We start from the raw sequence: 19,609 nt of genomic DNA on the forward strand, positions 1-19,609 counted from the left end.
TTAATTTCTTTGAAACATTCTCTTCGCATTCTCACTCGTCAATCTATCGATCTCTGCAAAATCTTTTTGGTAAATATCAACCAATTTTCCGGCAACCAGATCAAGATAAGAGCTTTCATTTCTTTTTCCTCTGAAAGGAACAGGAGCAAGATAAGGGGAATCTGTCTCCAGAACGATTTTTTCTAATGGAATTTCATTTAAAAACTGGTCAATTTTTCCGTTTTTAAAGGTTACTACTCCACCTATTCCTAAAATAAAGTTTAAATCTAAAGCGTGTTTTGCCTGTTCCAGATTCCCTGAAAAACAATGGAAAATTCCCCGAAGTTTTGGATGTTTTTTTCTTTCTAAAGCTTCAAAAGTATCGTCAAAACTTTCTCTGGTGTGGATAACGATGGGCAAATCTTTTTCAATCGCCCAGTCAATTTGTTGTTCAAAAGCTTTTACCTGAATATCTAAAGTCGATTTATCCCAATATAAATCAATACCAATTTCTCCGATCGCAGGAAAATGTCTTTGGTCAAGATAATTCTTTACGATTTCAAGTTCTTTTTCCCAAGACTCTGGTTTTACATAACAAGGATGCAATCCCATCATCGAAAAAATCTGATCAGGATATTTGCTTTCCAACTGAAGCATTTTTTCGTGCGATTCTGAGTCGATAGCCGGAAGATAAAACTCTGTAATTCCTTTATCTAAAGCTCTCTGAATCGTTTCTTTTCTGTCTTCATCAAATTCTTCGGCATATAAATGCGTATGTGTATCAATCATTATTTTTAAAATTTTAAAAGATCTTCGTAAGGATTTTCTAAACCTAAAAGCATCCCGAAAGCCGGCTCTGTTTTTATACCTTTTTTCTTAAGATCTATTATTTTTTCTTTAAATTCTTCACCTTTTTCCTGCAAGATTTTATATTCTGCAATCATATGGCGGTAAGCATTTTGCTCAATTGTCGGTTTATTTTGTGCAAAAATTTCGATTGGAAATTCTTCTAATACGAAATTTATAACAATAGATTTCTCATTATTAATAACTGGATATTCTACTTTTACATCTGCTCCTAAAGGAATCATTTTACTAAATGCAATATCATCTAAAAAATCTTCCTCAAACTTAAAATCCAGTTCACAGATAATATCTAAATCGCTTCCTTCAACATCAATTTCAATAGGAATTGTTCCTGCTAAAATTGGCGAATAATAATTCAGGATTTGGAAGATTTTATATTTTGTAAGAACTTCATAAGCTCTTTTTTGCTTTTCATTTCCTATCTTCAGATAATCGAGTTTCGTAAAATCAATCATTACATTAGGTTTTTAACATTAAACATTGAACTTTAAACCTTGAATATATCGTGTTTTACTTTTTGTCTCTGAGCTTCAATTCTCAGATTCAGTTTTTCTTTAAACTCGATAAATTTCGGATCTTTTTCATCATCTGTTCGATGTTCTAAAGCTTTATTGATTTTAAAATTTTCTTTAATAAAATCTTTAGTTTCATTCGAAAAATAAGCTTCACCAAATTTCTCAAAAATATAATTAACAGCTTGTGAATTAGGATGTATCAAATCATCCTTATAAAACCTATAATCTCTCAAATCATCCATTAAGATTTCATAAATCGGTAAATAATGGCTATTTTCAAATTGCGAACACACTTCATGAATCGCCGTTATCAACTTAGATTTGCTTAATTGGTTTTCAATCATTCCATCTTTTGTATGACGAACAGGTGAAACACTAAACAAAATTTGGACATTTTCAGGACAAATATCCTGAAGATTAATGATTGTATCGTAAATAGAATCTGTAAGTTCCTGATAAGTTAAAAGTCTTTTTTCAAAGAATTTTTGTGGGATTTTGTGACAATTCGCAACCAGCTTTTTTTTAGGTTCAAATTCATAAATAAACGAAGTTCCGTAAGTAATAATCACCCAATTGGATTCCTGCAGAAAACGGTTTCCCTCTTCTATTTTCGAATTGATTTTATCTAAAGTCTGGTGAACGTATCTTGTATCAAAATTGGTGTGATGATCCAAAGAAATATATTCGTCATTATACGCAATTAAATCGTCTTCGTGATAAAACTCTGAATCGTGAAGCCTTTTTACTGAATTATTAATCGAAAACGGATTAAAAATCGTCCCGAAAGGATTATTAACCGTCTGAAGCTGACCTTTCTGAAATAAATCTGACATTTCCGTGGCAAAGCAAGAGCCTATTGAAAATATTTTATCTTCAAATTCAATTTTTTGCTGCGATGGTTGTATGTCAACTTCTGTACGGAATTTCATATTTTAGGGATTAGGAATTAGGTTTTAGGAATTAGTAAAATGGCAGTTCAGAAACTAAACCCTAATTCCTAAAACCTATTACCTAATTTAACTCTCTCTTCTCAACAGGTAATTTGCCAATTCAGAGAATGGTTTTTTCTTTTCTTCGGGAACGTCTATTTTTGCAAGATAGCTTTGTCCGATTTCGTTATGTTTTTCGATTAAACGCAATGCTTTTTCGTCAACTCTTGTTCTTCTGAAAATCTTTTCAACACCGTAAACTTTATCGATGTTATCGGTCTTTTTAGAATACCAGTAATCTAATTCTTTACGTTCTTCTTCAGTTCCGTGCTCTCTTGCTAAAAGGTAAAGTACTGTTTTTTTGTTTTCATAAATATCTCCGGCATGTTTTTTACCGAACTGAGCCTGGTCACCGAAAACATCCAAATAATCATCCATGATCTGGAAAGCGATACCGATATGTTTTCCGAAATTGAAAATTGCTTTGGCATCTTTAAACTGTGCTTTAGCGATCATTGCTCCAATCTCAAAAGAAGATGCGCTCAAAACTCCGGTCTTGTAAGTAATCATTCTGATATAATCTTCGAACGTTACATTTTCCTGAGTTTCAAAATTAATATCATATTGTTGACCTTCACAAAGAAGCAAACCCGTATGCGTGAAAATTCTTACGCAAGCTTTAAAAATTTCAGGTTCCAGATCTTCAAAAAACTTATAGGCTTTAAGCATTAAACCGTCTCCTGAAAGAATTCCTGTATTAAGACCATGAATGGTGTGAATAGTCGGCTTATTCCTTCTTAGCGGAGCTTCATCCATAATATCGTCATGAATCAACGTGAAATTATGAAAAAACTCAATCGCCAAAGCCGGCTTTATTGCTTCTTTCTGATCACCACCAAACAAGTCACAAGCCATTAAAACCATAATCGGACGGAGACGTTTTCCACCGTGCGAGATGATATAATTCATCGGCTCATACAGCTCTGTAGGTTTGTCTTTAAACGTATATTTAGTAATAGCATCAGCAACAATCTGTTGGTAGGTGTCTAAGAATTCCATAAAAGATTTTAATTTGAACAAAAATACGATTTTCTGAGGGGTTGTAAAACAAAAAACTTTGCCCAAACGGACAAAGTTTTATATTGTGATAAAATTTTTCGCTTAAGTTAAAAACGTTACAGCTAAGTAAGTAATTCCTGCAACAATTGCTGAAATAGGAATCGTTAAAATCCAAGCCCAAAGTAAGCTTACCGTGATTCCCCAACGTACTGCAGAAACCCTCTTTGTAAGTCCAACCCCAATAATAGAACCTGTTACTGTATGTGTTGTAGAAACTGGGATACTTAATTGATCTGTGATGAAAAGCGTGATTGCTCCTGCTGTTTCAGCACTTACCCCTTCCAATGGAGTTACTTTTGTAATTTTAGTCCCCATTGTTTTGATGATTTTCCATCCACCACTCATTGTTCCCAATGCAATAGCGATAAATGAAACCAAAGGAACCCAAATATAATGCTGTGCAAAATAATCGAAACGTCCCGCAGAAGGAATATTTAAATATACAGGATCCTGAAGCATATTTACATGATAATAAATTAATGCTGCACCAATAATACCCATTACTTTCTGAGCATCATTCAAACCATGACCTACACTGAATAAAGCTGAAGACACAAGCTGTAATTTCTTAAATGCTTTATCTGCTTTGTAAGGATTTGATCTTTTGTATAAATGAACAATAATCAAAGTAATGATAATAGAGATAATCATCCCCAATATCGGAGCCATGAAAATGAATAAGAAAATCGGGATTACTTTATCAAATTTCACAATATCTTGTGTGGTTACTTTAATTAAAGCTTCTTTTACTGTTGTAAAAGTTCCCAAATCTGGATGAGCTGCAACTACTTCTCTGTAGTCTAGCATAAAAGCGTGCATTAAAGCCGCTCCCAAAAACCCACCAATCAAAGTATGTGATGATGATGAAGGAATACCAAACCACCATGTTAAAAGATTCCAAGCAATTGCTGCAATAAGACCTGAAAATATTACTTCGAGCGTAATAAAGTTTTCATTAACGGTTTTGGCAATCGTATTACCAATTCTAAACTCACCAATTACATAGGCTGCTAAAAAGAAAGCTGCAAAGTTCCATAATGCTGCCCAAAGTACCGCCTGAAACGGTGTAAGAACTTTAGTAGAAACAATCGTTGCAATAGAGTTTGCCGCATCATGAAAACCGTTGATGTAATCGAAGATTAAAGCTAAAGCAATAATAACCGTAAGTAAAATAGGAAATTCCATTTCTGTTATATTGTTTTATGCGTATTTAATCATGATGTTTTCAATTGTATTGGCAACATCTTCTGCTTTATCGGTTACTACTTCAAGGTAATTTAATACTGATGAAATTTTAATAATATTAATTGCATCATTGGTCTCAAACAATTCTACCATAGAATTTGAAAGAAGGTCATCTGCAATATTTTCTATAGAGTTTACTTTAATACAAGCTTCTTTCACCTGCTCCATATTTTTGAAACCTTTAAGGTTTTTCATTGCATTCTGAATCTCAAGACAAGCTTTGTGAATCAATAATGAAAAATCTGCATAAGCCTTCATCAAAGGAGATTTGTAAAGGAAGATATATTTAGCAGAAGCATAAATATAATCTGCGATATCATCTAAACCTGTAGCTAATGTGTGAATATCTTCACGATCAAAAGGTGTAATGAAGTTTTTCCCCAATTCAACGAAGATTTCGTGAGTAAGCTCATCATTTTTGTGCTCATAGTCGCTCATCAATTTTAGCATAGAATCATCATTCAGATCAAAATCTTTGATTCCGTGATTAAAATCGTTAGACATAGCAACCAGGTTATCTGTAACTTTTTCGAAAAGTACAAAGAAGATTTTATCTTTCGGTTGAAAAGCGTGGAAAATATTACCAATGCCCATTTTATAGTATTTATAAATTCGTGTGCAAATTTCCTAAAAAACCATGTCACCAAAAAGCATCCAGCGTTAATTTTTGTTCACATTGAAGTAATATTTGTTTACATAAAAAACCACTATCAACCAGCATCTTTGTATAAGCTTTGTAATCAATATTTTAAACACTTGTTTAAATAAAATCAAAAACAAAAAAGCCGACAAAAAATGTCGGCTTTTTTTATATGTTAAGAATAAGATTAGTTAGCTTCTTCAGCTCTCATATCTTTTCCTTTGAACTTCATTGATTGGATATTTCCTAAAAGCTCATTTTTATAAGATTTTTCAATCTCAAAGAATGAGAATTTTTCAAGAATTTCGATATTACCAATTTCAGCTCTCTTATTTCCTTTGCTTGAAGTAGCCTTGTTGATGATTTCTAAAACATCTAATTTTTTCAACTGATCTTTTTTACCAAGATTGAAGAAAAATCTAGTCATGTTTTCGTCTCTTTGTCTAGGTTTTCCACCACGATCACCTCTTCCTCTCTCGCTTCTTCCGTCACGGTCTCCTCTTGGGCCTCTATCACGGTCTCTTCCTCTGTCACGATCTCTTCCTCTATCGCGGTCTCTTCCTCCTCTGTCATCATCTCTGCTGCTCATTTTCTGCTCCAGAAGATCATGTCTGTCTTTGTAGTACAAAGCAAGATCTTTTAACTGGAACTGAAGTAATTTGTGCACCAATTGTTCTTTTGTAAATTCAGAAAGATCAGGAATCAATGAATCATCAAATTCAAAGAAATCTTCGTGTACTTCTAATAAGTTTTCGAAAACACCTGCAACCTGAGCTTTTACAATATCTTCACCTGTAGGAATTCTAGCTTCAACGATCTCAATCTTTGTAACAGATTTAATCTGCTTCAGTTTTCTGCTTTCTTCAGGTTTAATTAAAGAAATAGAGATACCGTCTTTTCCTGCTCTACCCGTTCTACCACTTCTGTGAACGAATACTTCAGGATCATCTGGTAAAGAATAATGTACAACGTGAGTTAAAGAATCTACATCCAATCCTCTAGCTGCAACATCAGTCGCCACCAAAATATCGATATTTTTCAGTCTGAATTTCTTCATTACCGTATCTCTCTGCGCTTGAGAAAGATCACCATGAAGAGCATCTGCTGCATATCCATTCTGCATCAAGAAATCGGCAACTTCCTGAGTTTCCATTCTTGTTCTACAGAAAATAATTGAGTATTGGTTTGGGTTTGAATCGATCAATCTCTTCAAAGCCTCTTTTTTCTGACGGTAACCAGCCACATAATATTCGTGCTTAATGTTCTTTTTAACTTCGTTAATAGAACCCACAGAAATACGGTGAGGTTTTGTCAAATAATTTTTTGAAATACGCTCCACTTCTTTGCTCATTGTTGCCGAAAACAAGAAAGTTTGTTTTGTTTCAGGAGTTTCTTTCATAATGGTTTCTAACTCGTCTTTGAAACCCATTGAAAGCATTTCATCTGCTTCGTCTAAAACCAACCAGTGAATTGCTGAAAAGTCTAATGCTTTTCTGTTAATCAAATCGATTACTCTTCCAGGAGTTCCTACAATAATTTGTGGCTTTTCCTTTAAAGAACGAATCTGATCCATAATACTGCTTCCACCGTAAACTGCTGTAGTTTTGATGTTCTGCATGTACTTTGAATAATTTTTGATGTCTTTTGTAATCTGAAGACATAATTCTCGTGTCGGACAAAGCACCAAAAATTGGATTTTGCGACTCGTATCGTCAATCATATCCAAAATCGGAAGCGAAAACGCTGCTGTTTTGCCTGTCCCTGTCTGCGCAAGTGCGATTAGATCGCGAATATCTGAAAGAATGAAAGGGATAGTCTGTTTTTGGATTTCTGTCGGGCTTTCGTAACCCAGTTCGCCAATGGCCTTAAGGATATCAGGACTTAAATTGGTCTCCGTAAATAAATTCATTAAATATTATAAAATTTTTGCAAAGATACGGTTTTTATTTGGATATTGAATTATACAATATTAACGAATTGATAATTTTATTTTAGAAAACCACAATCATTTTTATATTTAGACAAAAAAACTACATCTTTTTTATTTTTAATTTAAAAATTTTTCAACAATAATCACAATTAGCAAATAATACATTTTGTAGAGTAATAATTATGAATTAATGAAAATTCTATGGGTATTTATTTTGAATATTATTATTTACATTTGATTAAAATTTAAAATATGGCATCTCAGATTTCATCCAAAGTATTTGATTTTTTAAAACTTATTGATAAAAACAACAACCGAGAATGGTTTAATGATAATAAAAATCTTTTTCTTGAAGCACAATCAGATTTTCAGGATTTCACTGAAGAGCTGATTAGCGAAATGGGAAAGTTTGATGAAACTATTTTAAAACTCGATGCCAAAAAATCTTTGCTCAGAATCTACCGAGACACCAGATTTTCAAAAGATAAAACACCTTACAAAAACTATTTCGGAGCCTCACTTGGAATGGGAAAAATAAATACAAAAGCAGGATTTTATCTTCATGTACAACCCGGGAAATCTTTTTTAGGAAGCGGAATTTATTTACCAGACTCACCTGTTTTAAAAGAAATCAGAAAAGAAATCTCTCTTTTTAAAGATGATTTCCTGAAAGCAATCGATGATAAAGATTTCAAAAAATATTACGGCGGACTCGATCAGGAACACAAACTCAAGAACGTTCCGCAAGGCTTTGAAAAAGAAGATCCGATGGGAGAATTTTTAAAATTAAAAAGTTTCATTGGAGTTCACAACATCACCAACAAAGATCTTTCTGATAAAAATGCCGTAAAAAACATTTCAAAAATATTTGAAGCAGCAAAACCTTTGAATGATTTTCTAGATACCTCAATTTCAAATCTTAAAAATTAAACAAAAGCAAAATAAACACTGATAATCAATATATTACAATTAAATATTTTTAACAACAATTTAACATTTTTCATTACCTTTGCTGGTCGTCAAATTTCCATACAATGTCTTTATACCAGCAACTCGCAGAAAAACTACAATACATCAGTCCAAGTTTTTATAAACAGAGGTATTTTAAAAGTTTAAAAAATCTCACCAAAGAAAATTTTTCAGGCCGTAATGTAGAACCAGAGTTGGTTTGGATTAAAGAATATTTACAAAACGATGCTGTAATTTTCGATATTGGAGCCAATGTAGGAACTTTTCTTTACCAGTTTGAAAACAAGCTAAATCACAAAAATATTTACGCTTTTGAGCCTAATAAAAAACTCAACATCAGACTGAGAAGACTTTTCCCGACGATGCATATTTCTTCTGTGGCACTTTCTGACGAAAATACAACGGCACAATTTAAAGTTCCGATCATTAAAGGAAAAATGGTTGCCTCAAGAGGTACTTTAAATACTTCTTACAAAGAAAAAGACGAAGAAAACTCTTATACAGAAACCGTAGAAGTTGTAAAACTGGATGATTGGGCGAAATCTAAAAACATCAAAAAAATAGATTTCATCAAAATCGATGTGGAAGGAAACGAAATGAAAACTCTTTTTGGCGGAAAAGATACCATACAAAAATTCAAACCGACTTTGATGGTTGAAATGGAACAAAGACACCACGATCAACCCATTTGGAACGAGATTTCCGAAGTTGAAAACTGGGGTTTTGAAGCGCATTATCTAAACCGAAAAACATTTACCCTCGAAAAACTGACTGAAGAAATTTTATTAAAAAACATCAGCGACGAAAAAAATAAAACCGACTACATCAACAATATTATTTTCCTATCCAAAAACGTTTAAAATCTAAATATGAGTGTAGTAGCAAGGCAGGGTTTTAAGTATTCCATTATCGGATACGTCGCGACGTTGATCGGGATGTTCTCCATCTTTATTTTTACCAACGACCTCTTTTTTTACGGGAAACTAAGATACATCATGTCTGCTGCAGAAATGCTGGTTCCTTTTGTTGTGTTGGGAATTTCATATTCGAATGTGAAGTTTTTTGGAAAGGCTCATGAAGACGATAAGCATCAAAATATGTTGTCTCTTTCTCTAGCATTGGTTTCTATTAATTTTTTAATCTTTTTGGTTGTTTTTTTCCTTATCCCAAGCTTTTTCCCTGAATTTACAAAAATGAAGATCTGGGAAAGCAAAAAATACATTTTGCCGCTTGTTTTAACGCTTTCTTTATGTGCGATTTTCAACAGGTATATTTCCAATTATAAAAGAATTGTTGTTTCTAATATCTTCGACAATCTTTTGCCGAAATTAGCCAACTTAGGATCATTCTGTCTGTTCTTTTATTTTCAGTTTTCAGAGCAGATTGCATTGGCTTTTTTCTTCGGAATGTTTGCTTTAATGCTTACAGGATATATTTATTACACCAACAAGCTTGATAAAATACACCTTGATTTCAGCAGAGATTACTTTAAAAAAGACAATTTCTATAAAGAGTTTGCAGCATATAGTTTCTTTGGTTTTTTAGGAACTTTCGGAAATCATATGGCGATTAACAATTATATGATTGGTGAATTTATTGGTGAAGAAGAAATCGCGGTTTACAGCATTTTATTGGCACTTATTTCATTGATTTCCATTCCACAATTGGGATTATTTAATATTTCTGCGCCCATCATTCGAAAAAATTTAGCCGATGGTGATATGAAAGAACTCGACAGATTTCATAAGAAAACATCATTAACTATTTATTTTTTAGGAGCCGTATTATTTGGATGTATTATGGTAGGATTCCCTTATTTAACGCATTTCATGCCGAATAAAGGAGATTTATTAAGAATGTATGAACCGGTTATCTGGATTTGGGGCTCTGCAGTTTTAATGGATTTAGCGACAGGTTTTAACGGAAATATTATCTCACTTTCAAGATATTACAAATTCAATATTATCGTAATGCTTTTATTGGCTGGTTTAACGATTAGCTTAAACTGGTATTTCATCAACCACACCGATCTTTCATTGATTGGAATTGCGCTTTCAACCGCAATTTCGGTTACTCTTTACAATCTTATTAAAGTTATTTTCAATTATTTCGTGTTTAAGGTTTCACCCTTTTCTATTGAAATGATTTTCGTGTCAATTATCTGTACTTTAGCGATTACGGTGGCAATTGTTTTACCTGTTTTTGATAATAATTTCATCAATCTTATTTATAAACCGGCAGTTGTTTTAGTGCTTATATTTATTGGAAATCATTTCACCAAAATATTCCCGATTGAAGATTATCTGAATATGAAATTCTTTAAAAGTATTTTGAAATTTAAGTAAGCTTGTGAAGGAGATTTTCTAAATTTTCGAGAACTGTTTGCTTGCTGTATGCTTTCTGAAAATCATATTGAGTATTCTGCAATTCGTAAAACTGCTCAATAACATTTTCTTTTTCAGGAACAATAAAATCAAGATTTGAAGTATAATTTGCGGGGAAAACTGCGATTTTACCAAACTTTATTGCATCACCAATATTCCCGGTCATTTTTGTTTTTCCGTACACTTCTTTTTGGCTGAAAAATTCAGTTTGCTGCTGAATCGGACACCACAAAACGTCTGCTTTTTTCATCCACATTTCAAAATCTTGCTGAGAAACTCTTTCTTTGAAATAGGTAATATTAAATTGATTAGAAATTCTCTCAATCGCTTCAAGCTCATCTCCTTTTGCTTTACCTAAAAAAACAAATTCAATGTTTTTCGCTCTTTCAGTTTTTTGAATTACCTCTAAAACATGTTGATAATCGCGTCTTTTTTGAGAAACTCCACCCGGAATTACAACAGTGAATCTTTCATTCTTATTTTGAGGAAATTCTTTGGTGTAAAAAAGTGGTAAAAATTGATATTCCTGCAAAGAAAATTCTTTATCCAAAACCAAAAGATTCTTTGATTTTTTGTAAACTTTTGATGTATTAAAAAGGCCTTCCTTCCACCATAATTTCAATCGGTAAATAACATCTTCTTTGAAAACATTTTTGATTAAATCTAATTTGGAAGCCTTTGAAAAATTAAGATTATGAACAATTACAGCCGTTTTATATTTATTGGTGATATTCAAAAAAGTATTGAAATACCGATGAACCGTTCCAATAATAACGAGGTCATATTTCTTAGATTTAAGCTGGTCTAAAATCATCGAATTATCCGATAAAAAAACAGCTTCATCATTCGTTTGAATCTGATTTTTAATTCTTTGTGAAAAATAATAATCCACAGAAAATTCTTCTGAATCGTTCATCAAATTCATGAAATCGGCCGCAATTTCTGCGTGAGTATCGATTTCTATGTAAGCTATTTTTTTCAAAGTAAAAATATAAAATTTAGATTTTAAGTTTAGGCTAAAGCCAATGAAATGATTCTTTTTTTTAACGAGCTTCCTTCGAAAAGCTCAGGATGAAACGCCCATTCCTATTGATTCAAAATAATTTATAATTTAAATAATTTATAATTTAAACCATTTCTTTTTAAACTGATTCCAGCGTTGCTGATTAATTACTTTCTGTTCATCTTTTGAAATTTTCAACTCAAGATTTTGAGATTTGCATTTTTCGTACGAACCAATAATCTGAAACAAAAACGAAGGTGATTTTATTTTTGCAGCTTCTTTTGCCGCCGCAACATAAGTCAGGAATCGATTAAGCCCTAAAAAATAAAAATATCGTCCATAATAATCAGCTGGTTTTATGGTATAATCTGCACCTTTTACTTTAATTAATTTTACATGTAAATCAGGAAGAACAACCTCTTTCCAGCCTAAATTTTGCAGAAGAATTGCATCAATATTATCCCAACCTAATGTTTCACGCAAACCTCCCATTTGAAGAAAACATTCCTTTCGATACGCCTTCATCGGACCGCGAACATGATGTTTGTTGGAATTTCCTTCATACACCCATTCTCCATTTTTTTCAACATATAATAATCCTCCAACCAAACCGTAATCAGGGTTTTTCACAAAAGAATCTGCGACAGTTTGTAAATAATTTTCAGACAGAATAATATCTGAATCAAACTTACAAATAATATCAAATTGATTCAAATCCTGGGTCTGTAAACCATTTTTAAAAGCCGCAACCACTTTTGAACCGGGTTGATGCAACGATTTTTCCAAATTAATAGTTTCAAATCTGGAATCCTGGTCAGTATATTTTTTAATGACCTCTGAAGTTTTATCAGTCGAGCCATCATTCACCACCACCACTTTAAAATCCTTAAAACTTTGCTGTTGTAAAGAATCTAAAGTAAACGGGAGATTGTTTTCCTCGTTGTGTGCAGGAATTATGATTAAAAATTTCAATGTAAATGATCAATGATGAATAAATTGATAAATGATAAAATTCAACAGTTAGCTTGCATCAATTATCATTTATCAATTATCGTTAATATTATTTATTGTGCGGTTTCAGCATGTTTTTAGGGTCTAGAATTTCATCTAATTTTTCCTGAGAAAGTAGATTCTGTTCCAGAACTAAATTATAAACACTTTTTCCGGTTTCTAAAGCTTCTTTTGCAATTTTTGTAGATTGTTTGTATCCGATGTAAGGATTTAAAGCCGTAACAATTCCGATGCTGTGTTTTACCATATTCAGACAAACATCTTTATTGGCAGTAATTCCGATCACACATTTTTCACGAAGCGTTTGTAGAGCATTGCACAGGAAGTGAATATTTTCCATGATCGCGTGCGAAAGTACCGGTTCCATTACGTTTAACTGTAATTGTCCGGCTTCAGCCGCAAAAGTAACAGTTAAATCATTTCCGATTACTTTAAAACAAACCTGATTAACCACTTCCGGAATTACAGGATTTACTTTTCCAGGCATAATCGATGAACCAGGTTGCATCGGCGGAAGATTAATTTCAGATAATCCGGCTCTAGGTCCCGAAGAAAGCAATCTTAAATCATTACAAATTTTAGAAAGTTTCACCGCAAGACGCTTCATTGCTGAAGAATAAATCACATAAGAACCTGTATCTGGAGTTGCTTCAACCAAATCTGGAGCAGAAATCACCGGATATCCTGTTAATTCCGCTAAATTTTTAGCACAAAGCGTTGCATAGCCGATTGGAGCGTTGATTCCCGTACCAATTGCCGTTGCACCCATATTGACTTCAACAAAAAGATTGGCGTTGTTATTTAATTTAGAAATATCTTCTTCCAAAGTTGCTGCAAATGCTTCAAACTCCTGCCCCATCGTCATCGGAACAGCGTCCTGAAGCTGCGTTCTTCCCATTTTAATGACATCATGAAACTCTTTTCCTTTTTCACGGAAAGCTTCCACGATTCCTACCAATTTTTTTACTAAATTTTCGTTCATCTGCAACAATCCCATTTTGATTGCGGTAGGATATGCATCATTGGTAGACTGCGAAAGATTGATATGATCGTTTGGCGAGCAAAATTCGTACTCACCTTTGTTTTTACCTAATTTTTCTAAAACTCGGTTCGCAATTACTTCATTAGCATTCATGTTAATAGAAGTTCCTGCTCCACCCTGAATCATATCTACCGGAAATTCGCTGTGAAATAATCCACCGATTAACTCGTCACAGGTTTCTGCAATTTTAAAATATAAATCCTGATCTAAAAGACCTAATTCATAATTGGTTTTTGCTGCCGCTTTTTTCACATACGCCAAACCTTTGATAAATTCCGGATATGATGACAAAAGCTGTCCTGAAATTTTGAAATTGTCTATTGCTCTTTGGGTTTGCACTCCGTAATAAGCATTTAACGGCACATTTAATTCACCGAGCAAATCACTTTCTTGTCTGAAATTTTCCATTAAATATTATTTAATAGTTTAATTATTTGATTAATAAAAAACGCACCGTAAAGATGCGCTTTAAAGTTTTATTTTGTAGGATATTTTTGATTTAAAGCTTGAAGAATTGCCCATGTTTCGGCATCCATAATCCCATCGTAGTTTTGAGGTCTGAAGTGATATTGCAATGCTTCAATTGTTTTTTTCGTTGCATCGTCCCACTTTCCGTTAGGATAAATTTCGTAACCAAATTTCTGTAATGCAGTCTGAACCAAAAAGATAAACGGAGAATCATTATATCTCGTTGAAACATCAGTCTGTGCTAAAGTCAAAAGATTTTGTTTTGCAGCCTCGTCATACCACATTCCTATCTGATATTGGTCGTAAAGTTTTTTCCAAGGAAACTGTGGTCCCGGATCTTGTTTTCTTAACGGTGCAATATCTGAATGCGCCAAAACATTGGTTGCAGGAATATTATATCTGGTTACAATATCTTTAGCCAAAGCTGCCACTTTTTTAATTTGGTCGTCACTGAAAGGCTGAAAGGTTCTTGCTCCAGTTGCATCAGCTGTAAATCCCATATTTACGATCTCAATTCCAATTGAGGTGTCGTTTAGATTTTTATCTGCACGCCATGCACTTACTCCTGCATGATAAGAACGTTTGTTTTCGTCAACCAATTGATAGATTTCATTGTCACCTAAATTATTTACCAGATAATGTGCACTAACGCCTTGCTGAGTAAGAACTGTTACCGATTTATCATCCGGTAAAACGGTGTAATGAAGAATCAGATATTTTTGTCTGAAATTTTGGGCAATTGCAGGGAAATGGGTCTTCACCACTTTATATCCTGCAGGTTTTGCCGAAACAATAGAACCGTAACTTGCCGTGTTATCATTTTTAGTGATATCTGCAATATTGGTAGTAAAAAACTCTACTCCACTTTCTTTTGTTATTTGTGGTTTAATTTTTTCCTGAGAAGTAGAATTAATGACAGTTTTTGGCTGTGAGACTGGAGTTTTTGAGCGGTACGTATTTTTTTTAATATTTTTTTGTGACGTACATGAAAAAACAAGTGTACTTAAGCTTATGATATATAATGTCTTACGCATTAGTTTAAATTTTTAATCATTTATAAGCGTAAAAATACACAATTTTTTCCTGAAATTTATTTGGTAAATAAAGAAATCTGTTCTATATTTGCACTCGCAATAACGGAGCAGCGATCATTCAAAAAGACGTTATTTAGGAGAGTTGCCTGAGTGGCCGAAAGGACATGTTTGCTAAACATGCGTACTGGAAACGGTACCAAGGGTTCGAATCCCTTACTCTCCGCACTTATTATTCTCGGGGCGTAGCGTAGTCCGGTCATCGCGCCTGGTTTGGGACCAGGAGGTCGCAGGTTCGAATCCTGCCGCCCCGACTTCACGGGACAAAACAGAAATTTCTGCTTTTGTCCCGTTTTTTTTTGCACTCAACTTTCTGTTAATCAGATTGATGTATTGTATAAATTCGTTAGGTCTAGCGGTTCGAACTTGTCCATCGCTAAAAACGATATTTTCAGGAAAAATTGAACCAATTTCTTTTCTTACTTCACCCAAACAATCATTATTAAGAGCTTCATTTATTTCGTTAATCTTTATAATTCCTTGTTTTATAGTGTTCTGAATATCGTCGGTGTCGTAGTTTATCCTTGTCAATTGGGCTTCTAGAACAGAAATTTTTGACGTATACTGTGATTTCATAACTCTATAATCATCAGCATCAATTTGACGTGTAGCTAAAAGGTCTCTCGTATGAGATAGTCTTTCCTCATAGTCCTTAATTTCTAACAGGATTTGTTTTTTTTCTGAATGAACTTCGTTTGTCTGTTCGAAATAATTCTTAGAAATAATCTCTTGATAAAATGCTGGGTCAGCTATTTTTGGTATGGAGTTTTTTAATTCTTTTAAAATTAAATCATTTACCTTTTCAGCATTAACCCGATGTGTACATCCACCTACACAATGATAATAAGCGTAATATTTATTACGACCTTTAGATTTACTACCTGTAAGGAGTTTTTCGCATTCTGGACATATCAAAAATCCTCTCATCGGAAACTCATCATGAGTGGTGATTTTTGGACGATAGTTTCTGCCTCTACCATCCAATATTTCTTGAACTTCATAGTAAAGAGATTCCGATATTATTGCTTTGTGTTGGCCTTCTACAAATTTACTTTCTTCATCTTTAAATTGTGGAACAAAGATTTTTCCACAATACAATGGATTTCTAATTACTTGCCAAAATGCATTTTTACTGCATCTTAATCCTTTTTCTTTCGACATTTTCCAAACCTGCTCAGTATTATATGTTCCTTTTGAAATCTCCTGAAATGCCCATTTTAAAGTGGTTGCATCTGGTTCTTTTGGTGCAATATATTTTTTTCCGTTCTCCTCTGATTTATTCTCGTAGGCTACAGGAGCTAATCCCATATATCGCCCTTCTTTTTTTGCTCGTCTCATACCATAAAAAACATTTAGGGCACGACGATCGTTCTCTACCTCTGGAGCTGCCAGGTAAAATGCCAGCATCATTTTGTTTTCTGGAATTGAAAGATCCAACGGCTGTTCGATGGCTTGAGGCTCAACCCCTAAAGCTCGAAGAACGTTAATCATTTGATAAGCATCACCAGCATTCCGGCTAAACCGATCCCATTTGGTAAAAAGTATGAGATTAACATTGTTTTTTTTCTTCTTTAAAGTCAATACAATATTTTTCCATGCCGGTCTGTTAAAAGATTTCGCTGAGTGATCCTCATAAATAACATTGCGAATCTGTATAGACTGATTGTTGCAGTATTTTCGCAACATCTCTTCCTGATTTCTTTGTGAATATCCTTTGTCCGCTTGTTCATCGGTACTTACACGAATATATAAGTCTGCTATGTATGCCATCTTTTCAAGAAATTAACTCTTTAAACATTATCGAAGAAAACCAATGTGACCTTCAAATTTAAATTTGTAATAGAGATTTATCTTGAAAAAGTATCTCCATTATTCCACTTGTCTCTTGATGGCTGTATTTGGCTTTTAATGGCACTAATTTACAGCTTTGGATAATATAAAATCTTATAATTCAGTAATATTAGCTTGTTTTTTAGAAAAAAAGAACAAAAAAAACTCCTAGCTTGTAGGAGTTTAATCTGTGACAATCCTGTCAGAAAAATTTAGTTTTTTAGTCTTTTTTGACCCTATTTTTAGCTACAAATAGTTACCAGTCTTAATCATTGTAATAATAGCTTAATTTTAATATGTTGTTTAGTTTAGAATACTCTATTCCATTTTCAAAAGGTTTAATTTTTTCAGGGAATAGCATATTAACTATTGCTCTGAAATCTTCGCTATTGCCATCTTTTAATACCTTGTCTAATTGTAAAAAAGCCTCTATACTCTGGTGTAATAACTTGTTGATATCAGGAACCTTTTCACCAAGCATAACTAATTTTTCATTCAATTGCTCTATTGATCCTTTGTATTGCGCTTTTATATCATGATAGTCAGAAGCGTCTATTTTATCTGTCGCCAATAAATCCCTTATATGCGACATTCTATTTTCAAATTCTTTAATCTGTACTAGCGTCTGCTTTTTAGAAATCTGTATATCCTTGGTCAATTCATAATAAGTTTCCACCAGTATACTATGGTAAATGGTTATTATTTCTTTTTTAGGGATATATTTGCGTAGTTCCAACTCAAAAAAGTGCATCAGCTTCTCTGTATTAATTCGGTACGAGCATCCTTGAAAACAATGGTAGTAAGTATAATATTTATGCCTGCCTTTTGATTTGCTACCGGTAAGCAATTTTCCACATTGAGGACAGATTACAAAACCTCTTAATGGAAAATCATTTCGACTTTCTATTTTTGGTCTGTACTTTCTACCACGACCATCTAAAACTTCCTGTACCTGTTCAAAAATATTGTCCGTGATAATAGCATCATGTTGCCCTTCAACAAAACAGCTTTCTTCATCCTTAAACGCCGGAATGAAGATTTTACCGCAGTAGATAGGGTTTCTTATCACTTGCCAAAATGCATTCTTACTACATTTTAATCCTCTTTCTCTTGATTTTTTCCAAATTTGTTCTGTATTAAATACTCCTTTTGCTAGTTGTTCAAATGCCCACGCAATTATCGTCGCATCAGGTTCTTTCGGGACAATATATTTATTGCCACTTTCATCTACACGATTTAAATATCCAACAGGAGCCAATCCCATATATCGACCTTCTTTTTTCGCTCGTCTCATTCCATAAAAGACATTCAATGCCCTTCGATCATTTTCAACTTCTGGAGCGGCCAAATAAAAGGCAAGCATCATTTTATTTTCTGGAATGGAAAGATCTAACGGTTGTTCAATTGCTTGTGGTTCTGCATTGAGATCACGAAGTTGATTTATCATTTGATAAGCATCCCCAGCATTTCTACTGAATCGATCCCATTTTGTAAAAAGTATAAGGTCAATTTGATTCTTACTCTTTTTTAAATTTTGAAGCAGTTTCTTCCATTCAGGTCTATTAAATGACTTAGCTGAATGATCTTCATAGATTACATTTCGTATTTCTATAGAATGGTTATCACAGTATTTACGCAGCATTTCCTCCTGGTTGCGTTGCGAGTAACCTTTATCCGCCTGCTCATCTGTACTCACACGAACATATAAATCTGCTAATGGATCTCTACTACCATTCATATCTCCAGATATTTTCTAACAACAACACGAGCCAGCTTTCTTAGAAAAAACAATACCTGCGCTGCCTCATCTCTTTCCAATTCATTTTTACCATTTTTTAAAACTTTTGCAAGCTTTTCGGGAGTCAATTTTGTATTTTGAATGCTCTCTTTCATCTCCAAAAAATTTGATAATCATAGAAAGCTAAACTATCGAAGATTTACATGACAACTCTTTGAGTTGCTTCTATTGGCTTTCAAAGGTTGTTCTTGGCGTAATTGCAATTAGTGAGGGTTTCAATTATGGTCATTTTTTTATCTTTAATATCACCAAACATCTTATTACAGAAAACATCTTTAAGTTCTTATAAATAGATTAATTAATGATTTTTCATATAAGCCAGGCCCAACTTCCTAGCTTTTTTAATACCTATTCTTGTCTTCTAAAACACATTTTCCAAGCTTCATCCCCATCATAAAAGAGCTTTAATCGACTTTTACTACAAAGAGTACAGAAAATGCCATCAATTTCATGTCTAAGTTATTTTCTATACCCTTTATCGGGCTATCGGAGCCCATTACATAATGAAGGATGGTTTTAAAAATTCTGCACTGAAGGTGCATGTATTCTGATCACACCAAACATTTCCTCAATGCCTTTTCCATTGGCTTCCACATAGGTTTTTATTCAAGAACCGGTATGCTGGTTTTGTTCCATTTCAAGAGCAAAGGTATTTCCGTGTTCTTAACGCAGGAACAAGGTCATGCCCTTCAGGTTTGCAAAAAAATCTCCACCTATTCAGGTCGTATTTTTTTGACAAAACCTTGTTCCTGCTAAACACTAACCTTTTTATGCTCGTGAAACGAAACA

Annotated in this window: 16 protein-coding genes, 2 tRNA genes and 1 pseudogene; 5 read left to right on the forward strand and 14 right to left on the reverse strand. The window is 33.4% G+C overall.

Annotation, left to right across the window (positions count from 1 at the left end; genetic code table 11):
• The 7 genes from BUR17_RS06900 to BUR17_RS06930 all read right to left on the reverse strand — a co-directional run bounded on the left by BUR17_RS06900 (window position 1) and on the right by BUR17_RS06930 (window position 7,203).
• Window positions 1–768 (reverse strand): TatD family hydrolase, encoded by a 768-nt coding sequence (locus tag BUR17_RS06900; protein ID WP_074229589.1) that lies wholly within the window; start codon window positions 766–768, stop codon window positions 1–3.
• 5 nt (window positions 769–773) lie between these two features.
• On the reverse strand, window positions 774–1,301 hold the full coding sequence (locus BUR17_RS06905) for a DUF4269 domain-containing protein (protein ID WP_074229590.1): 528 nt from the start codon (window positions 1,299–1,301) through the stop codon (window positions 774–776).
• A 32-nt stretch (window positions 1,302–1,333) separates the two neighbouring features.
• On the reverse strand, window positions 1,334–2,290 hold the full coding sequence (locus tag BUR17_RS06910; RefSeq protein WP_074229591.1) for a GSCFA domain-containing protein: 957 nt from the start codon (window positions 2,288–2,290) through the stop codon (window positions 1,334–1,336).
• 87 nt (window positions 2,291–2,377) lie between these two features.
• On the reverse strand, window positions 2,378–3,349 hold the full coding sequence (locus BUR17_RS06915) for a polyprenyl synthetase family protein (protein ID WP_074230251.1): 972 nt from the start codon (window positions 3,347–3,349) through the stop codon (window positions 2,378–2,380).
• A gap of 102 nt (window positions 3,350–3,451) precedes the next feature.
• Window positions 3,452–4,594, reverse strand: coding sequence for an inorganic phosphate transporter (locus BUR17_RS06920; protein ID WP_074229592.1), 1,143 nt, complete (start codon window positions 4,592–4,594; stop codon window positions 3,452–3,454).
• Between the two features lie 15 nt (window positions 4,595–4,609).
• The gene (locus BUR17_RS06925; protein ID WP_074229593.1) at window positions 4,610–5,248 is read right to left on the reverse strand and encodes a DUF47 domain-containing protein; all 639 of its coding nucleotides are present in this window, start codon (window positions 5,246–5,248) and stop codon (window positions 4,610–4,612) included.
• A gap of 233 nt (window positions 5,249–5,481) precedes the next feature.
• Window positions 5,482–7,203 carry a DEAD/DEAH box helicase gene (locus BUR17_RS06930; protein WP_074229594.1) on the reverse strand — a complete coding sequence of 574 codons (1,722 nt, stop codon included), beginning with the start codon at window positions 7,201–7,203 and terminating at the stop codon, window positions 5,482–5,484.
• A gap of 273 nt (window positions 7,204–7,476) precedes the next feature.
• Here BUR17_RS06930 and BUR17_RS06935 point away from each other — a divergent pair, with 273 nt between their 5' ends.
• The 3 genes from BUR17_RS06935 (at window position 7,477) to BUR17_RS06945 (ending at window position 10,538) form a co-directional block, all read left to right on the forward strand.
• A complete protein-coding gene (locus tag BUR17_RS06935) occupies window positions 7,477–8,154 on the forward strand; it encodes a DUF2461 domain-containing protein (RefSeq protein ID WP_074229595.1) in 678 nt (225 codons plus the stop codon).
• 104 nt (window positions 8,155–8,258) lie between these two features.
• Window positions 8,259–9,053, forward strand: coding sequence for an FkbM family methyltransferase (locus BUR17_RS06940; RefSeq protein WP_074229596.1), 795 nt, complete (start codon window positions 8,259–8,261; stop codon window positions 9,051–9,053).
• Between the two features lie 9 nt (window positions 9,054–9,062).
• Window positions 9,063–10,538 (forward strand): lipopolysaccharide biosynthesis protein, encoded by a 1,476-nt coding sequence (locus BUR17_RS06945; RefSeq protein ID WP_074229597.1) that lies wholly within the window; start codon window positions 9,063–9,065, stop codon window positions 10,536–10,538.
• On the opposite strand, the gene BUR17_RS06950 is transcribed toward BUR17_RS06945, so the two are convergent.
• From BUR17_RS06950 to BUR17_RS06965, 4 genes are all read right to left on the reverse strand, one after another.
• Complete coding sequence (locus BUR17_RS06950) at window positions 10,531–11,559, reverse strand: glycosyltransferase family protein (protein WP_074229598.1); 1,029 nt, start codon at window positions 11,557–11,559, stop codon at window positions 10,531–10,533. The two genes, BUR17_RS06945 and BUR17_RS06950, sit on opposite strands and share 8 nt — an antisense overlap.
• 138 nt (window positions 11,560–11,697) lie before the next feature.
• Window positions 11,698–12,552 (reverse strand): glycosyltransferase, encoded by an 855-nt coding sequence (locus BUR17_RS06955; protein ID WP_074229599.1) that lies wholly within the window; start codon window positions 12,550–12,552, stop codon window positions 11,698–11,700.
• Between the two features lie 88 nt (window positions 12,553–12,640).
• A complete protein-coding gene (gene aspA, locus BUR17_RS06960; protein WP_074229600.1) occupies window positions 12,641–14,041 on the reverse strand; it encodes an aspartate ammonia-lyase in 1,401 nt (466 codons plus the stop codon).
• Window positions 14,042–14,109: 68 nt separating this feature from the next.
• Window positions 14,110–15,135: an N-acetylmuramoyl-L-alanine amidase gene (locus BUR17_RS06965; protein ID WP_074229601.1), complete on the reverse strand. Its 1,026-nt coding sequence runs from the start codon at window positions 15,133–15,135 to the stop codon at window positions 14,110–14,112.
• Between the two features lie 136 nt (window positions 15,136–15,271).
• Here BUR17_RS06965 and BUR17_RS06970 point away from each other — a divergent pair.
• Window positions 15,272–15,358, forward strand: a tRNA-Ser gene (locus tag BUR17_RS06970).
• A 13-nt stretch (window positions 15,359–15,371) separates the two neighbouring features.
• Window positions 15,372–15,446 (forward strand) — tRNA-Pro (locus BUR17_RS06975).
• A gap of 526 nt (window positions 15,447–15,972) precedes the next feature.
• Here the strand turns inward: BUR17_RS06975 and BUR17_RS20565 are convergent.
• The 3 genes and pseudogenes from BUR17_RS20565 to BUR17_RS20750 form a co-directional block, all read right to left on the reverse strand.
• Window positions 15,973–16,962 (reverse strand): annotated as a pseudogene (locus BUR17_RS20565) (recombinase family protein); the annotation flags it as partial.
• 325 nt (window positions 16,963–17,287) lie between these two features.
• Window positions 17,288–18,760 (reverse strand): recombinase family protein, encoded by a 1,473-nt coding sequence (locus BUR17_RS06995; protein WP_074229602.1) that lies wholly within the window; start codon window positions 18,758–18,760, stop codon window positions 17,288–17,290.
• Window positions 18,757–18,915 (reverse strand): hypothetical protein, encoded by a 159-nt coding sequence (locus BUR17_RS20750; protein ID WP_159437594.1) that lies wholly within the window; start codon window positions 18,913–18,915, stop codon window positions 18,757–18,759. The genes BUR17_RS06995 and BUR17_RS20750 overlap by 4 nt, the downstream gene beginning before the upstream one ends.
• Between the last annotated feature and the right edge of the window lie 694 nt (window positions 18,916–19,609).

The organism is Chryseobacterium scophthalmum, assembly GCF_900143185.1.
GTDB classification, from domain to species: Bacteria; Bacteroidota; Bacteroidia; order Flavobacteriales; family Weeksellaceae; genus Chryseobacterium; species Chryseobacterium scophthalmum.